Origin of the sequence: Streptomyces sp. NPDC049040, assembly GCF_043197715.1 — a bacterium.
In the GTDB taxonomy this organism is placed as follows: domain Bacteria; phylum Actinomycetota; class Actinomycetes; order Streptomycetales; family Streptomycetaceae; genus Actinacidiphila.
The window spans coordinates 33601-51182 of sequence record NZ_JBICTO010000003.1 but is presented as its reverse complement, the minus strand read 5'-3'; the positions used below and the strand labels follow the sequence as shown (position 1 = coordinate 51182).

Here is a 17582-nt window from a genome sequence, read left to right as displayed (position 1 = left end):
CGGCGTATGGCACCGACACAGTGGCAGAGACAGCGGAAAGCGGAAGTCGCCGAGCAGCCGGCGCCGGGCGGAACGGTTCTGCGGCACGGTGCGGAGGCGCCGGTCTTCGCGGCGCTCGCCGACCAGTGGCGTTCCGCCGGGCGTATGGTCCCCGGCCAGACCGACACGGAATGGGCCGAACTGGTCGGCCGCATGCCCCGCCTCGTGCGCAGGTAGCGCCCGCCCGGCAGCCCCGCGGACGGTCGCGGCCGCCGCCCCGGGCGCAAGCACCTCACGACCGCGGCAGCGGCAGCGGCTGGGGGGCCGGCGGCCCGTCGTACACCCCGGTCGGACGCATGCGGAGGGCCGGCTCCCCGTACTCCTCGAGCGCGTGCGCGACCCACCCCGCCGTCCTGCCCACGGCGAAGATCGCCTCGCCCGCCTCCGCCGGCATCCCTGAGGCGACCGACAGCACCGCGAGCGCGAGGTCGACGTTCGCGTGCAGCGGGGTGTGCCGGGCCGCCGTGCGGACCGTGTCGTGTGCGGCGGCGAGCGCGTCGGCCGCCGCTGGCACCTCCGCGAGCCGGCTGAGCAGCAGCCGGGCCCTGGGGTCCTCGCCGCGGTAGAGCCGGTGCCCGAGCCCCGGCACCCGCTGCCCCGACCGCAGGTGCGCGGCGACCACGGGTCCCGCGCCGCCCTGGTCGAGGACGTCGCGGAGCATCCGGTGGGCCAGCGCGCTCGCCTGCCCGTGCAGCGGCCCGTCGAGTGCGCCCAGCCCCGCGGAGACCGCGGCGTAGGGGTGTGCGCGACCCGAGGCGGCGAGGCGTACCGCGAGGGTCGAGACGGCCAGGTCGTGGTCGATGAGCAGGGTCAGCGCCGTGTCCAGCACCCGCAGGGACGCCGGGTCCGGGTCCCGCGGGGTGAGCCGGGACCACAGCCGCCCGGCGATCGGCCCGCTCCCGCCGGTGCCGGCGGCGTCCGCCGCGTCCCTACCGGTCCCGGCCGCCTCCCGCGCCGCCTGCGCGTCGCGCGCGTCCCGCGCGGCCGCACCATCCGCCCCGCCGGCCGGCGGCAGCGCGTCGACCAGTGTCGGGATGAGCCCGCGCGCCGACCCGAGCACGGCGTCCTCGGTGAGGTCGAAGCGCAGCGGGTCCGCCCCGCCCGCGGCGATGACCGCGACCCGCATCCGGTCCATCGGCCCGCTGCCCGCGGGCAGCGCGCCGGCCGCCGCCCGCGCGGCGGCGAGCGGCTGCGGGGGAGCGGAGAAGCGGATGCCGCGCCGCAGTTCGCCGGTCCACAGCCAGTGCGCGACCTCCTCGTAGGCGTACGACTCCGCGAGCGCGACCGCGTCGACGCCGCGGAAGGCGTAGCGGTCCGCGGCCGGGTCGATGAGGGTGATGCCGGTGCGGATCCTGCCCCAGCCGCCCTCGGAGCCGCCGCCTTCCGCCCCGCCCGCGGTGCCGGCCCGGCCCCTGGCCGCCAGCGCGGCGACCTCGGCGGGGTCGAAGGTGCTGCCCCGCCCGCCCGCGGCCCGCCTGCTGCCGAGCAGTCCGCGGCTGACGTAGGCGTAGAGGGTCTCCGGCTTGACCCCGAGCCGTGCGGCCGCCTCCCGCGTGCCGATGCGGCCCTCGCCGCTGTTGCCGCCGCCTGCCGTCCCGTCCGTCATGGGCGCCACCGTATCCACTCCGTGCCGGCCTTCGTTCATATTGATCAGTCAATATTGACACCGTCAGAATCAATCATGGACAGTCAAGTCAAGAGTCAAGGAGGAAACCGATGCCCACCACAGAACTGCCCGCCCCGCCGCAGGTGCCCGCGCCGATCGAGGCCCCGCGCGGCCTCAAGGGCGTGATCGTCACCGACACCGCGATCGGCGATGTCCGCGGGACCGAGGGCTTCTACCACTACCGGGAGTTCTCCGCGGTCGAGCTGGCCGAGAGCCGCGGCTTCGAGGACGTGTGGCATCTGATGTTCCACGGCACGCTGCCGTCGGCGGCCGAGCGCTCCCGCTTCACCCGGCAGACCGCCCGGCTGCGCCACCTGCCCGCCGAGGTGCGCGACGCGCTGCCCGCCGTGGCCCGCGCCACCGGCGCGTCGGGGCCGCTGGCCGGGCTGCGCACGGCGCTGTCGCTCACCGGCGCGGCCGCAGGACTGCGGCCGCTCTACGACCTCGACCCCGAGCAGCGCAAGGCGGACGCGCTGGCCGCCTGCGCGGCCGTGCCGACGCTGCTGACCGCGCTGCACCGGCTGGGGCGCGGCCTGGCGCCGGTCGAGCCGCGCGACGACCTGCCGTACGCCGCGAACTACCTGTACATGCTCACCGGCGAGGAGGCGGAGCCCGCCCGGGTGCGGGCCGTCGAGCAGTATCTGATCTCGACCGTCGACCACGGCTTCAACGCCTCCACCTTCACCTCCCGGGTCATCGCCTCGACCGGCGCGGACCTGGCGGCCTGCCTCGTCGGGGCGATCGGGGCGCTGTCAGGACCGCTGCACGGCGGGGCGCCGAGCCGCGCGCTCGACACGCTGGACGCGATCGGCAGCCCGGACCGCATCGACGGCTGGCTGCGCGAGCACATCGCGGCCGGCGAGCGGATCATGGGCTTCGGCCACCCCGTCTACCGCACCGAGGATCCGCGGTCGCGGCTGCTCAAGGGCATCGCCAGGGGGATCGGCGGCGACCTGGTCGACTTCGCCGTCCAGGTGGAGGCGCGCGCCGAGGCGCTGCTGGCCGAGTTGAAGCCGGGGCGCGAGCTGCACATCAACGTGGAGTTCTACGCCGGTGTGGTCATGGAGCTGTGCGGGCTGCCGCGGGAGATGTTCACGCCGACCTTCGCCGCCGCCCGCGTGGTCGGCTGGAGTGCGAACATCCTGGAGCAGGCGGCGGACACCAAGATCATCCGCCCGGCTGCCCGCTATGCCGGCCCGCCGCCGCGGCCGGTCCCCGCGGCCTGACCGCGGCCTGACCGCGGGGACCGGCCGCGGCCTGATCGCGACGGCGTACGGCGGCTCCCTGTCGGGCGGGGATTGCGGCTGGTGTCCATACCGACCAGTCGGTAATATCTGGGCCGATGCCGGGACCCCGGCATCGGGCACACCCCGAGGAGCCGCCGTGCGCGCGATCCAGATCACCGAATTCGGCGGACCCGAGGTCCTGCGGGAGGCAGAACTGCCCGACCCGGTCGCCGGCGAGGGACAGCTGCTGCTCGACGTCGACTCGGCAGGGGTGAACTACGCCGACACCCACACGGTGGAGGACTCGTACCTCGCCCGCTCCAGCCTGCCGATGGTGCCTGGCGCCGAGGTCGTGGGCCGCACCGCCGGCGGCCGCCGGGTCGTCGCCCTCACCGACAACGGGGGATACGCGCAGAAGGCCGTCGTGCGGGAGCAGCTGGCCCACGACGTGCCCGACGAGGTCACCGACGGGCAGGCGCTCGCGCTGGTCGTGCAGGGGCTCACCGCGTGGCACCTGCTGCGGACGTCGGCGCGGATGGCGCCGGGCGAGAGCGTCGTGGTGCACGCGGCGGCAGGCGGCACCGGCTCGCTCGCCGTCCAGCTCGCCAAGGAGTTCGGCGCGGGCCGGGTGATCGCCACCGCATCCACCCCGGACAAGCGCGAGCGCGCGCTGCGGCTGGGCGCCGACGCAGCCGTCGACGCCGACCCCGAAGGGCTCACGGAACGGCTCACCGCGGCCAACGGCGGGCGCAAGGTCGACATCGTGCTGGAGATGACCGGCGGCCCGGTCTTCGACGCCTCACTCGCCGCGCTGGCCCCTTTCGGCCGGCTGGTCACCTACGGCATGGCCTCCAGGACCCCGCCCACCCCGGTGCAGGCCGCCCAGCTGATGGGCCGCTCGCGTGCCGTCGTCGGCTTCTGGCTGATGCACTGCCTGGGCCGGCCGGGGATGTACCGCGAGCCGATGGCCGAGCTGCTCGCGATGACGGCGGAGGGCCGGCTGCGGCCGCAGCTGGGCGGTGTCTACGGCCTCTCGGAGGCGGCCAGGGCGCATGCCGAACTGCGTGCGAGGCGCACGGTCGGAAAGCTGGTGCTCGATGTGACCCGATGAGCGGAACCGGATGGGTCGTCCCGCTCGTTGGATCGGTGCAACAGTGGGAGATGCAGACACACCCATATCCAGTGGAGCACGCAGGGCCGCCGCCCGCGACCCGCGCCCCCGCACAGCTCGGGAGGGGCCATGCCACGCAACCGCTTCGCAGAAGACCGGGGACTGACCACCCGCATGGTCGTCACGATGTTCCTGATCGGACTGCTCTACGTCGTCTTCGTCGGCGCCCTGCTCGCCCTGCTGCGCGGCGCGTGGCCGATGATCCTGATCATCGCGGGACTGCTCTTCGTCGTGCAGTTCTGGTTCAGCGACCGCATCGCCGCCTTCAGCATGGGCGCCCATGAGGTCACCCCCGAGGAGCAGCCGGAGCTGCACGGCGTGGTCGACCGGATCTGCGCGCTCGCCGACCTGCCCAAGCCCAAGGTCGCGGTCGCCCGGTCCGACGTGCCCAATGCCTTCGCGACCGGCCGCAACCAGAAGAACACGGTGGTCTGCGTCACCACCGGGCTGCTGCGCCGGCTGGAACCCGAGGAGCTGGAGGGCGTCGTCGCCCACGAGCTCTCCCACGTCGCGCACAAGGACGTCGCGGTGATGACGATCGCGTCCTTCCTCGGCATCCTGGCCGGCGTCATCACCAGGATCGGCCTGTGGGGCGGCTTCCGGCGCAGCCGCGACCCGGGCACCGCCGCCCTTTTCATCCTGGTGCCGCTGGTCAGCGCGGTGGTCTACGCGATCAGCTTCCTGCTCACCCGGATGCTGTCGCGCTACCGCGAGCTGTCCGCCGACCGGAGCGCCGCGCTGCTGACCGGCCGCCCGTCCGCGCTGGCGTCCGCACTGACCAAGGTCAGCGGCGAGCTGGCCGCCATCCCCACCAAGGACCTGCGCGCCGCCGAGCCCTTCAACGCCTTCTACTTCGCCCCCGCCCTCACCACCAGCGCCACCGTCTCCAAGCTGCTCGCCACCCACCCCAGCCTCGAACAGCGGCTCGCCCAGCTGGCCGCCATCACCGTCGAGCTGGACCGGCGCTGATGGGCCTGCTCGACGTGCTGCTCGGCCGCAGCAAGCCGGTCCGCCCCGACCTCGACCAGCTCTTCGGGCTGTCCTCGGCCGCGATCACCCTGGAGGCGGCAAGCGAACTGCGGCCGACAGGGCTGGGCTCGGTGTGCTTCGCCGCCGTCGAGGGCGGCGCCTTCGCCGAGATCCAGCAGGACCTGCGTGCCCTGCTCTCGGTCGAGTCCACCCGCGACTCCTACGGCTACACCTGGCTCCAGTCCCGGCACGAGCCGACCGAGGTCACCGACCTCGTCACCGATCTGCACGCGGTCAACTCCGCGCTCGAGGCGGGCGGATTCGGCCCGCAGCTGCTCTGCTCGCTGGTCGGCTTCCGCGACCCGCAGGGCCGCCGGGTGGCCCTGGTCTACCTCTACAAGCGCGGGTCCTTCTACCCTTTCGCCCCGCTGCCCGGCGAGAAGCGCGACCACGCGCTGGAGCTCCAGGTCAGGGCGCTGGTCGCCGACGACCTCCGGCTGGAGGCCGACCTGTCCCGCTGGTTCCCGGTCTGGGGTGCGCCCGGCATGGCCAGCTGAGCCCCTTCGGCGGACGCCGGACGGAATCGAACCGGCGTGCGTCGAAAAGCGGTTCGCGGGCATGCGGTCGGGGGGGGGGGGCGCCCGCGCCCCGCCCCCCCCCCCCCCCCCCCCCCCCCGCCCGACGGGCGGCCTCAGCCGAGGAGGGGTACATGCTGGCAGCCGTGGGCGCCGTCATCTTCGCCATCGCCTATCTGATCAATGTCACGAGCACCGACACGGACGCGGCCTTCACGCCGATCAGCCTGATGATCGCGGGGCTGTTCTTCGTGGCCCTGCACTTTGCCGGAGTCGGCAGCGGCTGGTCGTACCCGAGCAGACGGCGGCGCCGTCGCTGAGCTGGGGCGGGGCCGGGGATCTACAGTGGGAGCGTTGCCGACAACCCCTCAGGAGGCAGACGGATGACCGCGTACGATCCCGCCGACGTGAAGATCAATCCCGAAGGGTGGGTGGCCGAACAGGCCGAGCGCTACGAGGCGTCGGACGGCACCGAGGCCACCGACCTGAAGGGCTCGCCCTGCCTGCTGCTGGACTACCTGGGGCGCCGCAGCGGTGAATGGCGCCGCACGGTGCTGATCTACGGCCGTGACGGCGACGACTACCTGATCGTCGCCTCCAAGGGCGGCGCCCCCAAGGATCCGGTCTGGGTCAGCAGCCTCGTCGCCCACCCCGAGGTCCACCTCCGGGTGCTCCGCGAGCGCTTCACGGCCCGCGCGGAGGTGCTGTCGCCGCAGGAGAAGGCCCGCGTCTGGCCCCACCTGCTCGACGTCTACCCCCCGTACGCGGACTACCAGCAGAACACCGACCGGGACATCCCCGTCATCCGCCTCACCCGCACCGCGTAGCGGCTCCCGGAGCCGGGCCGGCGGTAGCCGGTCAGGCCCTGCCGTGCCGGCGACGCCGGGTCAGGCGCCGCCCGCCCTTGCGACCGCGCTGGGAGCGGGACGAGGGCGGCCCGCCCAAGGCCCGAGGGGCGCCCATCCCAGGATGGGCGCCCCTCGCCTGCGCGTGCCGCGTGCCGCTGGTGTTCCGCCTCAGCCGGCCGCCTTGCCGCCGCCCGCCTCGCGGGCGGTCAGCGCGGCCAGCAGCATTTCCAGCCCCAGCAGGAAGGCCAGGCCGAGACCGAAGGCGTGCGGGTAGCGGCCCGGCGCCCCGGCGCCCACCGCACCGTAGAAGACGATGCCGATCAGCGCGATGCCCAGCGCACCGCTGACCTGCTGGATGGTCGCCACCACACCGGAGGCCGCGCCGACCAGGTGCGCGGGAACCCTGCCCAGCGCGTCGTGGGTGAGGGGTGCGATCACCATGCCCATCCCCACGCCGTCGAGGAACAGTCCCGGGACCAGGAGCCACAGGCTGCCGCTGGTGCCCGACGCGTGGACCGCGGCAAGCAGCGCACCGAGGCCCGCGGCCATGACCAGCGCGCCGGCCGGCACCGTACGGCTGCCGAGGCGTTCCGCGACCCGGTGCGCGGCGGTCGAGGTGAGCAGGTAGCCGACGCCGATCGCCAGGAAGACCGTGCCCGAGGCCAGCGCGTCCAGGCCGCGGCCCGCCTGGAGGTAGAGCGCCAGGATCAGGAAGAAGGAGCCCTGGCCGGTCCAGAACACCAGCTGCGCCAGCGCGCCTGAGGTGAAGCCCCGCTGCCGGAAGAGCGCGGTGTCCAGCACCGGGTCACCGCCCGCCGCGGCCAGCCGCCGCTGGTGGGACACGAACACCGCGAAGAGCGCGGCCGAGCCCGCCAGGCACAGCCACGTCCACAGCGGCCAGCCCAGCGAACGGCCCTGGATCAGCGGCAGTACCAGGGCGACGACCGCGGCGGTGGACAGCGCCACCCCGGTGTTGTCCAGCCGCGGCCGGCGCGGCGCCCGCGACTCGACCAGCGCGCGCGGGGCCGCGGCCAGGGCGGCGATGCCGACCGGCAGGTTGATCAGGAAGCACGTCCGCCAGCCGAGGCCGAGCAGGTCCGCCTTGATCAGCAGGCCGCCGATCAGCTGCCCGAAGACCGCGCCGACGCCCATGGTCAGCCCGTACATGCCGAACGCCCGGGCCTGCGCCTTGCCCGTCCAGCCGGTCTGCAGGATCGCCAGCACCTGCGGGCCCATCAGGGCCGCGGACAGCCCCTGGAGCACCCGCGCCGCCACCAGTGTCCCCGCGGTCGGCGCGAGACCGCAGGCCGCGGAGGTGGCGGTGAACAGCGCGAGCCCCAGGGTGAACATCCGTCTGCGGCCGAAGATGTCACCGAGCCGGCCCGCGGTGATCAGCCCGGTGGCCACCGCGAGGCCGAAGCCGGCCACCACCCACTGGATCGCCGCGGTGCCGGCCCGCAGGTCGTCCTGCACCGCGGGTATCGCCACATTGACGATGAAGATGTCGAGCGAGGTCATGAAGGTCGCGGCCAGCAGGACCAGCAGGCCGAGACCCGGCCGCCCCGTGTCGGGAGCGGCGCTCCCGGACGCGGACGGGGAGAGCGTGGAGGTGGCCGAGGCCATGGCGGAACTCCTGTCATGGAAGGGAGGGTTCGGTGGTGGGGCCGCGGGTCAGGCGGCGGCCGGCACCTTGTCCAGGAAGCCGAGGACGCGCCGCACCAGCCCGTCGTCGCCGGTGCTGACCACGTCGAAGCCGGCGACGAGCGACTCGCCGCCCGCGGGGCCGAGTTCCCAGGTGAAGCGGGCGATGTCGTGGTGCGCGTCGACGGGGCCGAGGGTGAAGACCAGGCCGGCGAACTGGGCCTGCACCGCCGCGATCACCGCGTCGAGCGCGTCAGGGCCCGTCACGTCGGCCAGCGGGTCGGTGTAGCGGGCGTCGGCCGCGAAGACCGCGTCGATCCCGCGCCGCCGTGCAGCCGGGTCGGTCTCGTTCCACACCGCGATGTACTGCTCGACCAGCTGCTGGATGTCGCTCATGACTACCGTCTCCCTGCTGTCGCCGGCGCCGGGTTGCGCCGTCTCCTTGCAGGTCACGAAGTTACGGAGCCGGTCGAGCGGGGGAATCGGTCATCGTTAGGTAATGACTGTCCTGTCGCGGCGGGCGTCCTGCGGCGCGGCCTGGTCGAGGCAGGCCTTGAGGGAGTCGAGCGCGGCCGCGAGCCGCGGCGAGCCGCAGTGCCGGGACAGCCGGGCCGCCTCCCGGCCCAGCGCCAGTGCCCCGTCCCGGTCGCCGGACCGGGCGTGCGCTTCGGCGGCGCGGGCGGCGTAGAGGCTGCGGTCGCGGACGAAGGACGGCTCCTGCCTTTCGAGCGCCCCGTCGAGCAGCGGCATCGCCTCGGCCGCCCGGCCGAGCGCCAGCAGGCCGAGGCCGCGCTGCGCGTCGAGCTCCGCCGCGTCCAGCCAGTACAGCCACGAGGGCCCCGGGTCCGCGTCCGCCGCGGCCGACTGCCGCTCCGCCTCGGCTGCGGCCCGCCGGCAGGCGCCCTCGGCCCCGGCCGCCGCGTGCGCGCGGGCCAGCCGGGAGGCCGCGAGAGCGCGGACCAGCGGATGGGCGCCGCCCGCCGCCCGTACCGCCGCCTCCGCGGCGGCCACCGCGTCGCGCGGGCGGTCGGCGATCACCGACTGGAGGACCAGGCCGCCCCAGAGTGCGACCGCGAGCGGCCGGTCGCCCGCGCTGTGCGCGAGCCGAAGGCCCGTCAGATAGTGCCGCTGGGCGGCCCCGTGGCGGCCGGAGTCGGTGGCGGCCCAGCCGCCGAGTTGCGCCAGGTCCGCCGCGACCCGCAGCAGCCGCCGCTCCGTGCCGCGCCCGCCGTGCCCCGGCAGCCCGCGCCGCAGCAGCCCGCTCACCAGCCGCAGATCGGCCTCCACCCGGTGCCGTACGGCCGCCCCGCCGAGCCGGTCGTCCAGCTGCCGCAGCCCGGTCACACCGGCCTCCAGCCAGTCGAGCGCGGTCCCGTCGATCACGGAGGGCTCCGCCCGGCCGCCGTCCCGCACGGAGGCCGGTTGCTCCCGGCGTCCGGCGCCGCGGTGGGTGGCGTCCTCTGCGCCCGCCGCGTCCCAGTCGGCGATGGCGTCGAGCAGCGCGTGCTCGTCGGCGATCGGGAAGCCGCGCGGGTCGGCCGCCGCGTCGTCGAGGACCGAGGACAGCGCCGTCAGGCTGCCTTCCGCGGTCCAGGGCAGCCCGTCGGGCATGCCGCCGTGCGCGGGCAGCCAGCGCGGCCACGGGCGGGCGTCGACCTCGCGCGCGGGTATGCCCAGGGCGCGGGCCAGCGCCCGCTGGCTGTCGGCCTCGGGGACCACTCCCCAGTGCTCCCAGCGCCACACCTTCTCCCGCCGGGCCGCCATGGGCACCCCCAGCGCCCGCGCGTGCTCGGCGATCACCCGGGCCAGGTCCTGGTAGCTCCAGCCGTGCCTGCGCCGGACGTAGGCCAGCGGATGTGTCGAGGCGGCGGAGCCCTCGGGTGCCACGTCTGTGCCGTCCATTCCACCTGGTCCCTGCTGCGCCGCCCACGCCGGCCCGACTTCTCGGCGATCGCTTATTCGAATACCAGCCCGGCTGTTGTCCGCGCAGCGGAACTCGCGAACCCGTGGTTTTCGGGATCCAAACCGACGCCACCCTACGGGACTACAGCGAGACAACAGGACCGCACTTGTCGTGGACGGGCGCCGGACTGTTGGCTGTTGGCGATCACATGACGTATCGCGCGCCGTGGAGGGCTGCCCGCGGATGACCCCACCGCCGCCACCCTTCCGCCTTTCGCGTGGCAAGGACGACGTGGCTTTCGACACCGCCCTCGGCGACGAGGAGCTGGTCGCCGTTCGCGCTGCCCTGGGACAGGGCCGCTGGACGGAGGTTCGTGCGCTGCTCGCGCGCACCGGAGACGACTGGGACCTGCGCGGCCACCGGCTGGTCGTGCTCGGCGAAGGCCGTTCCGCCGCGGCCTGGGCCGAGGAGTGGCGGCTCGCGGAACCCGAGAGCGTCGACGCCGCCGCGCTCTGTGCGACCGCCGCCGTCTTCCGGGCCGTGGCCGGCCGGCAGAGCGCCGACTCGGCCCGCGACGCCTGCCTGCGTGCCGCCCGGATGACCCCGGCCGACCCCTCGCCGTGGCTCGGCCTGCTGATCCTGGCCCGCCGCACCGGCACCGACGACGAGCAGGTCCGCGCCTTCGACCAGGTCCGCGGCCGGCACCGGGGCCACCACCACGGCCACTACCTGATGACCCGCTGCCTGGCGGAGCGTCAGAAGGTCGACGGGGACGACCCCTTCCACGAGGTGTACGAGTTCGCCGAGTGGGCGGCCGACGAGGCGGGCCCGGGCTCGCCGCTCGGCGCGCTGCCGGTGGTCGCCCTCGTCGAGCGCTACCACGCGCTGGCCGCCGCGGGCGCGCTGCCCCGCGACCCGGCCCGGCTGCCGTACTGGACGAGCCCGCGGGCCAGGGCGAGCCTGCGCACCTCCTTCGACTGGTGGCTCGACTGGGACGGCCGCAGCCATCCGCGGCTGTTGCTCGACCTGAACCACCTGGCCTTCGTGCACGCCCACGCGGGCGACATGGTGGCCGCCGCCGCACTGTTCAACCGGATCGGCGGCAACGCGACCCGCGTTCCCTGGTCGTACTTCGACCGAGACCCGAAGAAGTCGTTCCGTGCCGCGCGCAACGCCGCGCTCGGCTTCGGTTCCTCGTAGGACCCGCTCCCCCAGCACCACCATCCACGGAAGAAGGACACCAGAGCCATGCTGACGGGCAATACGACCGGGATCAGCACATTCAAGGGAGAGCAGCGCGCGCTGCGCGCGGACCGGATCGGCGCGCCGGCCCTGTTGCTCTCGGTACTCGCGGCGACCGCGCCGCTGATGGTGGTGGCCGGTGTCATCCCCACCACCTTCGCCACCATGGGCATCGTCGGGGTGCCGCTGCTGTTCGTCATCGTCGGCGCCGTGCTCATCCTGTTCAGCTTCGGCTACGCCGAGATGAGCCGGCACGTGCACAACGCCGGTGCGCTGTACGCCTACATATCCCGCGGGCTGGGCGGCACCGTCGGCGCAGGCGCCTCGTACGTCGCGCTGTTCGCCTACAGCCTCATGCAGGCGGGCAGCTACGGCATCTTCGGCTTCGAGATATCGAGCCAGATCGCCCAGCACTGGCAGCACAACGTGGCCTGGTGGATACCGGCGCTCGGCGGTGTCGCGATCACCGCGGTCTTCGGCGCGCTGAAGATCGACCTCAACGCCAAGACCCTCGGTGTGCTGCTGCTCATCGAGACCACGATGACCCTGGTGTTCGACATCGGCTTCATCAGCGACCCGGGTCCGCAGGGCGTCTCCGCGCACGCCTTCGACTTCACCACCCTCAGCGGCGCCGGCTTCGGCACCGCGCTGTGCTTCACCATCGCCGGCTTCCTGGGCTTCGAGCAGGCTCCGGTGTACGCGGAGGAGACCAGCGACCCGCAGCGGGTGGTCTCCAAGGTGATGTTCCTGGCCATCGGGTTCGCCACCGTGTTCTTCGCCCTGAGCGCGTGGGCGATCACCGTGGGCACGGGTCCCGGTGCGGTGGTCGAGGGGGCGCAGAAGCAGGGCCCCAACCTGATCTTCGCGCTCACTCAGGACCGGTTCGGCACCGCCTTCACCGACACCCTCAACATCTTCTTCATCACCGGCATCTTCGCCTCGATGCTGAGCTTCCACAACGTGGTGGCCCGCTACGCCTTCGCCATGGGCCGCGACGGTCTGCTGCCCGCCGCGGTCGGCCGCACCTCGAAGACCAGCGGTGCCCCGGCCATCGGGTCCTTCCTGCAGACCCTGGTCGCGGTGGTGGTCGTCACCATCTTCGCCGTCACCGACGACAAGCCGGTCGGTGACCCGACGGCCCCGATCCTGCGGCTGTTCACCTGGGCCGGCAACGTCGGCGCGCTGGGCGTGGTGCTGCTGATGTGCACCGCGGCGGTCGCGGTCATCGCCTTCTTCGTCAAGCGCGGTGCCGCCCGCGTCCAGGGCTGGCGGCTGGTCACCTCGGGTCTCGCCGCGCTCGCGCTCGGGGCGATCTTCGTCTACTCGGTGAAGGACTTCGCCGTCCTGCTCGGCGCCAACCCCGGCCACGGGCTGCGCTGGATCCTGCCCGGCATCATCGCCCTGGCCGCCGCCATCGGCCTGGTCTACGGGCTGGTGCTGCGCGCCACGAAGCCCGAGGTGCACGCCAGGATCGGGCAGGGCAACGAGGCCTTCCAGCTGGACAAGGCCGCCGCTGCCGAGGCGTCCGCCTGATCCCACGCCGACGGCCCGCGGCAGCGGCCCGCCCCGCCCGGTCGGGTGCGGCGGGCCGCTGCCGTTTCACCCCGGGGACCGCGCGGGCCCGCGTCAGCCGCCCTTGACGGGCGAACGGCCGGGCCCGCCCTCGGCCGGCGCCGTCCCACCACCCCACGTACCCGTCGTCAGGACCCGCCATGACCTGCTGCTCAACGGACACCGAGACCGCTCCCGCCGCCGTCCCGCACCCGCTCGACCCGCTGACCGCCGCCGAGATCGACGCCGCGCGCGCCGCGCTGGAGGCGGAGGGGAAGGTCACCGAGGCCACCCGCTTCCCGCTGGTGCTGCCCGACGAACCCGACCGGCACGCGGTGCTCGCGCACCGCCCGGGTGACGCCGTGACCCGCAGGGTGCGGGTGACCCTGCTGGACTCCGGCACCGGCCGGGCGGCCGAGGCGCTGGTCGACGTCACCGACACCTCCGCGGGTGTGCTGCTGTCCCACCGCGACCTGGACCCGACCGCCGACGGCCAGCCGCCGCTGCTGTTCGAGGAGTACGAGACCTGCGACGAGGTCGTCAAGGCCGACCCCGGCTGGCGCAAGGCGATGGCCGAGCGCGGCATCACCGACCTCTCGCTGGTCATCGCCGCGCCGCTGGCGGCGGGCAACTTCGGCATCGCGTCGGAGACCGGCCGGCGCATGCTGCGCTCGCTGACCTTCCTGCGCTGCGCGGTGGGCGACAACCCGTTCGCCCACCCGGTCGGCGGCCTGGTCGCCGAGGTCGACCTCACCGCCCGCCGGGTGGTCCGGCTGATCGACACCGGCGCGGTGCCCGTGCCTGCCGAGTGCGGGCGCTACGGGGCCGACTCCACCGGGCCGGCGCGCACCGACCTGCGCCCGCTGGAGATCAGCCAGCCGGACGGGCCGTCCTTCGCCCTGGAAGGGCCGGTGCTGAGCTGGCAGAACTGGCGGCTGCGGCTGGACTTCAACGCCCGCGAGGGCCTGGTGCTGCACGAGATCACCCACCGCGACGGCGACCGCGACCGGCGTGTCCTGCACCGCGCCTCGATCGCCGAGATGGCCGTGCCCTACGCCGAGCCCGCCGCCGACCGCAACTGGGTCTGCTACCTGGACGCGGGCGAGTACCTGCTCGGCAGGAACGCCAACGCGCTGCGGCTCGGCTGCGACTGCCTCGGCGAGATCACCTACGTCGACGCGGTACTCGCCGACGACCTCGGCCGCCCCGAGACGCTGCACAACGCGATCTGCATCCACGAGGAGGACATCGGCCTGCTCTGGAAGCACACCGACATCTTCGACGACTTCGCGGTGGACTCCCGCCGTGCCCGCCGCCTGGTGATCTCCTACATCGCCACCCTCGGCAACTACGACTACGGCTTCTACTGGTATCTCCACCAGGACGGCACGATCGCCTTCGAGGCCAAGGCCACCGGCCTGCTCCAGACCTCGGCCGCGCAGCCAGGCGAGGGCTCGCCCTACGCCACCGAGATAGCCCCCGGCCTGCTGGCGCCCTTCCACCAGCACCTCTTCTGCGCCCGGCTTGACGTGACGGTGGACGGCCCAGGCAACACCGTGCAGGAGGTGGACGTCGTCCGGCTGCCCACCGGCCCGGACAACCCGAACGGGAACGCCTTCACCACCCGGGCCACACCGGTCGCCGACAGCGGCGAGGCGGGGCGGGTGGCCGACCCGTCGGTGGGCAGGCGCTGGCGGATCGTCAACCCGACGGCGCACAACCGGATGGGGGCGCCGGTCGCCTACACGCTGGTCCCCGACAGCGGCCCGCTGCTGCTCGCGCAGCCGGGCTCGCCGATCGCCGAGCGGGTCGCGTACGCCACCCGGCACCTGTGGGTGACCCGCTACCGGCCCGACCGGCACTACCCGGACGGCGACTACCCCAACCAGCACGCGGGCGGCCCGGGTGTGACCGCGTGGTCGCAGCCCGGCGAGGCGCTGGAGGACACCGATCTGACCGTGTGGCACTCCTTCGGCCCGACGCACCTGCCGCGGCTGGAGGACTGGCCGGTGATGCCGGTGGACGTCTGCGGATTCAGCCTGCGGCCGACCGGCTTCTTCGACCGCAATCCGGCGCTGGACCTGCCGAAGGAGACCGGCGGCTCCGCCGGCGGGCACTGCCACGCCTGAGCCGCCGGATCCGCCAAGGGCCGTGCTCCGGTCGGCGGTTGCGGGTCCCGGCGGGCCAAGGAGCCGCGATGAAGCGGCCGTTCACGGCCGCCGGGACCGGGGCTAAGCGGTTGCTCAGCCCTGCTCTTGCGGAAACTGGAACACGTTTCTAACATCACCGGTGTGACATCACCACTGTCAAACCGGCTGCCGCAGGCCCCGGCCGACCCCGGCCCGCTGGCCGGTGTGCGGGTGGTCGAGCTGGCCGGGATCGGCCCCGGGCCCTTCGCGGCGATGCTGCTCGCGGACCTGGGCGCCGACGTCGTACGCGTCGACCGGCCGGGCGCCCCCGCGCTCGGCGTCGACCCGGCCACCGACCTCACCAACCGCAACAAGCGGTCGGTGCTGGTCGACCTCAAGGCGCCGCACGGCGCAGGCGCCGTACTCGACCTGGTGGAGCGCGCCGACATCCTGATCGAGGGCTACCGCCCGGGCGTCGCGGAGCGCCTGGGCGTCGGCCCGCGCGAGTGCCTGGCCCGCAACCCGCTGCTGGTCTACGGCCGGATGACCGGCTGGGGCCAGGACGGTCCGCTGGCCGCAAGCGCGGGCCACGACATCGGCTACATCGCGATCACCGGCGCGCTGGCACTCACCGGCCCAGCCGACGGCGACCCCGCCGCCCCCGCCAACCTGCTCGGCGACTACGCGGGCGGCGCGCTCTACCTGGTCACCGGCGTGCTCGCCGCGCTGCACCACGCCCGCGCGCACGGCACGGGACAGGTCGTCGACGCCGCCGTCGTCGACGGAACCGCCCACCTGAGCACCATGCTGCACGGCCTGCTCGCGGCCGGCGCCTGGCAGGACCGCCGCGCGAGCAACCTCCTCGACGGCGGCGCGCCCTTCTACGGCGTCTACCCGACCGCCGACGGCGGCCACATGGCCGTCGGCGCCCTGGAACAGCGCTTCTACGACACCTTCGCGGCGCTGCTCGGCCTGACCGAGGACGAGGCCGCGCTGCGCGGCGACCCCGCGCGCTGGCCGGAGCTGCGCGCCGCGGTCGCCGCCCGCTTCCGCGGCCGTGGCCGCGAGGAGTGGACCGCGGTCTTCGCCGGCACCGACGCCTGCGTGGCGCCCGTGCTGTCGCTGGCCGAGGCGCCGCGGCACCCGCACCTGGCCGCCCGCGGCACCTTCACCGAGGCCCACGGCGCGGTCCAGCCCGCCCCGGCACCGCGTTTCTCGGCGACGCCCACCGCGCTGCGCCGCCCTCCCGCGCTGCCCGGCGCGCACACTGCGGAGGTGGCCCGCGACTGGGACACGCCCGCCCTGACCCGCACCGAAGGCCCGGCCGATCCTGCGCCTGCCGCCTGACGCCCGCACCCCGGCCCTGCCCGCCTCCGCCCGCCCGTTCGCACAGAAAGGCACGACGTTGAGCACCGACGCCTACGTCTACGACGCCGTCCGCACCCCGCGAGGGCGCGGAAAGGCCAACGGATCCCTGCACGGGACCAAGCCGATCGACCTGGTCGTCGGCCTCATCCACGCCCTGCGCGACCGGCAGCCGGATCTCGACCCGGCAGCGATCGACGACATCGTGCTCGGCGTGGTCAGCCCGATCGGCGACCAGGGCTCCGACATCGCCAGGATCGCGGCGGTCGCCGCCGGGCTGCCCGACACGGTGGCCGGCGTCCAGGAGAACCGCTTCTGCGCCTCCGGCCTGGAAGCGGTCAACATGGCCGCGGCCAAGGTGCGTTCCGGCTGGGAGGACCTGGTGCTGGCCGGCGGGGTCGAGTCGATGTCCCGGGTCGCGATGGGCACCGACGGCGGAGCCTGGGCGATGGACCCGATGACGAACTTCGAGACCGGCTTCGCCCCGCAGGGCATCGGTGCCGACCTGATCGCCACCCTCGGCGGCTTCTCCCGCCACGACGTGGACAGCTACGCCTCGCTGTCGCAGGAGCGTGCCGCGGAGGCCTGGAAGGACGGCCGCTTCGCCCGCTCCGTGGTGCCGGTACGGGACCGCAACGGGCTTGTCGTCCTCGACCACGACGAGCACATGCGGCCCGGCACCACCCCCGAGTCGCTGGCCAAGCTCAAGCCGTCCTTCGCCGACATCGGCGACCTCGGCGGCTTCGACGCGGTCGCGCTGCAGAAATACCACTGGGTCGAGAAGATCGACCACGTCCACCACGCGGGCAATTCGTCCGGGATCGTGGACGGCGCCGCGCTGGTGGCGATCGGCAGCCGGGAGATCGGCGAGCGCTACGGCCTGACGCCGCGCGCCCGAATCGTCTCCGCCGCCGTCTCCGGCTCCGAGCCGACCATCATGCTCACCGGACCCGCCCCGGCCAGCCGCAAGGCGCTCGCCAAGGCCGGCCTGACCATCGACGACATCGACCTGATCGAGATGAACGAGGCCTTCGCCGCCGTCGTGCTGCGCTTCGCCGCGGACATGGGCGTCAGCCTCGACAAGGTCAACGTCAACGGCGGCGCCATCGCCATGGGCCACCCGCTCGGCGCCACCGGCGCGATGCTCATCGGCACGCTCGTCGACGAGCTGGAGCGCCGTGGACAGCGCTACGGACTCGCCACCCTCTGCGTCGGCGGCGGCATGGGAGTCGCCACCGTCGTCGAACGCCTCTGACC

At 74.1% G+C, this 17582-nt stretch carries 16 protein-coding genes; 12 read left to right on the top strand and 4 right to left on the bottom strand.

The features are described 5' to 3' along the window. Positions 1 to 6: 6 nt before the first annotated feature. Complete coding sequence (locus ACGFMP_RS09545) at positions 7 to 216, top strand: hypothetical protein (protein WP_393671444.1); 210 nt, start codon at positions 7 to 9, stop codon at positions 214 to 216. A gap of 55 nt (positions 217 to 271) precedes the next feature. Here ACGFMP_RS09545 and ACGFMP_RS09540 read toward each other — a convergent pair whose 3' ends face one another. Beyond that, complete coding sequence (locus tag ACGFMP_RS09540) at positions 272 to 1645, bottom strand: citrate/2-methylcitrate synthase (protein WP_393671443.1); 1374 nt, start codon at positions 1643 to 1645, stop codon at positions 272 to 274. Between the two features lie 110 nt (positions 1646 to 1755). Here ACGFMP_RS09540 and ACGFMP_RS09535 point away from each other — a divergent pair, with 110 nt between their 5' ends. The 6 genes from ACGFMP_RS09535 (at position 1756) to ACGFMP_RS09510 (ending at position 6473) form a co-directional block, all read left to right on the top strand. Then, entirely contained in the window at positions 1756 to 2931 is a 1176-nt protein-coding gene (locus tag ACGFMP_RS09535; protein WP_393671442.1) for a citrate synthase, read from the top strand. Between the two features lie 157 nt (positions 2932 to 3088). After that, positions 3089 to 4042 carry a zinc-binding alcohol dehydrogenase family protein gene (locus tag ACGFMP_RS09530; protein ID WP_393671440.1) on the top strand — a complete coding sequence of 318 codons (954 nt, stop codon included), beginning with the start codon at positions 3089 to 3091 and terminating at the stop codon, positions 4040 to 4042. Between the two features lie 129 nt (positions 4043 to 4171). Next, positions 4172 to 5071 (top strand): zinc metalloprotease HtpX, encoded by a 900-nt coding sequence (gene htpX, locus ACGFMP_RS09525; protein WP_393671439.1) that lies wholly within the window; start codon positions 4172 to 4174, stop codon positions 5069 to 5071. Continuing rightward, positions 5071 to 5628 (top strand): hypothetical protein, encoded by a 558-nt coding sequence (locus ACGFMP_RS09520; RefSeq protein ID WP_393671438.1) that lies wholly within the window; start codon positions 5071 to 5073, stop codon positions 5626 to 5628. The genes htpX and ACGFMP_RS09520 overlap by 1 nt, the downstream gene beginning before the upstream one ends. Before the next feature lie 152 nt (positions 5629 to 5780). Continuing rightward, a complete protein-coding gene (locus ACGFMP_RS09515; RefSeq protein ID WP_393671437.1) occupies positions 5781 to 5966 on the top strand; it encodes a hypothetical protein in 186 nt (61 codons plus the stop codon). 63 nt (positions 5967 to 6029) lie between these two features. Then, positions 6030 to 6473 carry a nitroreductase family deazaflavin-dependent oxidoreductase gene (locus ACGFMP_RS09510; protein ID WP_393671436.1) on the top strand — a complete coding sequence of 148 codons (444 nt, stop codon included), beginning with the start codon at positions 6030 to 6032 and terminating at the stop codon, positions 6471 to 6473. A 189-nt stretch (positions 6474 to 6662) separates the two neighbouring features. On the opposite strand, the gene ACGFMP_RS09505 is transcribed toward ACGFMP_RS09510, so the two are convergent. The 3 genes from ACGFMP_RS09505 to ACGFMP_RS09495 form a co-directional block, all read right to left on the bottom strand. Then, the gene (locus ACGFMP_RS09505; protein WP_393671435.1) at positions 6663 to 8117 is read right to left on the bottom strand and encodes an MFS transporter; all 1455 of its coding nucleotides are present in this window, start codon (positions 8115 to 8117) and stop codon (positions 6663 to 6665) included. Between the two features lie 48 nt (positions 8118 to 8165). Further along, on the bottom strand, positions 8166 to 8531 hold the full coding sequence (locus ACGFMP_RS09500; RefSeq protein WP_393671434.1) for a nuclear transport factor 2 family protein: 366 nt from the start codon (positions 8529 to 8531) through the stop codon (positions 8166 to 8168). A 96-nt stretch (positions 8532 to 8627) separates the two neighbouring features. Beyond that, positions 8628 to 10037: a hypothetical protein gene (locus ACGFMP_RS09495; protein WP_393671432.1), complete on the bottom strand. Its 1410-nt coding sequence runs from the start codon at positions 10035 to 10037 to the stop codon at positions 8628 to 8630. 244 nt (positions 10038 to 10281) lie between these two features. On the opposite strand from ACGFMP_RS09495, the gene ACGFMP_RS09490 reads away from it, so the two are divergent. The 5 genes from ACGFMP_RS09490 (at position 10282) to ACGFMP_RS09470 (ending at position 17580) form a co-directional block, all read left to right on the top strand. Beyond that, positions 10282 to 11238: a hypothetical protein gene (locus ACGFMP_RS09490; RefSeq protein WP_393671431.1), complete on the top strand. Its 957-nt coding sequence runs from the start codon at positions 10282 to 10284 to the stop codon at positions 11236 to 11238. Between the two features lie 48 nt (positions 11239 to 11286). Continuing rightward, on the top strand, positions 11287 to 12813 hold the full coding sequence (locus tag ACGFMP_RS09485; protein WP_393671430.1) for an APC family permease: 1527 nt from the start codon (positions 11287 to 11289) through the stop codon (positions 12811 to 12813). Positions 12814 to 12992: 179 nt separating this feature from the next. Then, positions 12993 to 14960 carry a primary-amine oxidase gene (locus ACGFMP_RS09480; protein WP_393671429.1) on the top strand — a complete coding sequence of 656 codons (1968 nt, stop codon included), beginning with the start codon at positions 12993 to 12995 and terminating at the stop codon, positions 14958 to 14960. A 162-nt stretch (positions 14961 to 15122) separates the two neighbouring features. Next, positions 15123 to 16307, top strand: coding sequence for a CaiB/BaiF CoA transferase family protein (locus tag ACGFMP_RS09475; protein WP_393671428.1), 1185 nt, complete (start codon positions 15123 to 15125; stop codon positions 16305 to 16307). Between the two features lie 58 nt (positions 16308 to 16365). Then, on the top strand, positions 16366 to 17580 hold the full coding sequence (locus ACGFMP_RS09470) for an acetyl-CoA C-acetyltransferase (RefSeq protein WP_393671426.1): 1215 nt from the start codon (positions 16366 to 16368) through the stop codon (positions 17578 to 17580). Positions 17581 to 17582: the final 2 nt, after the last annotated feature.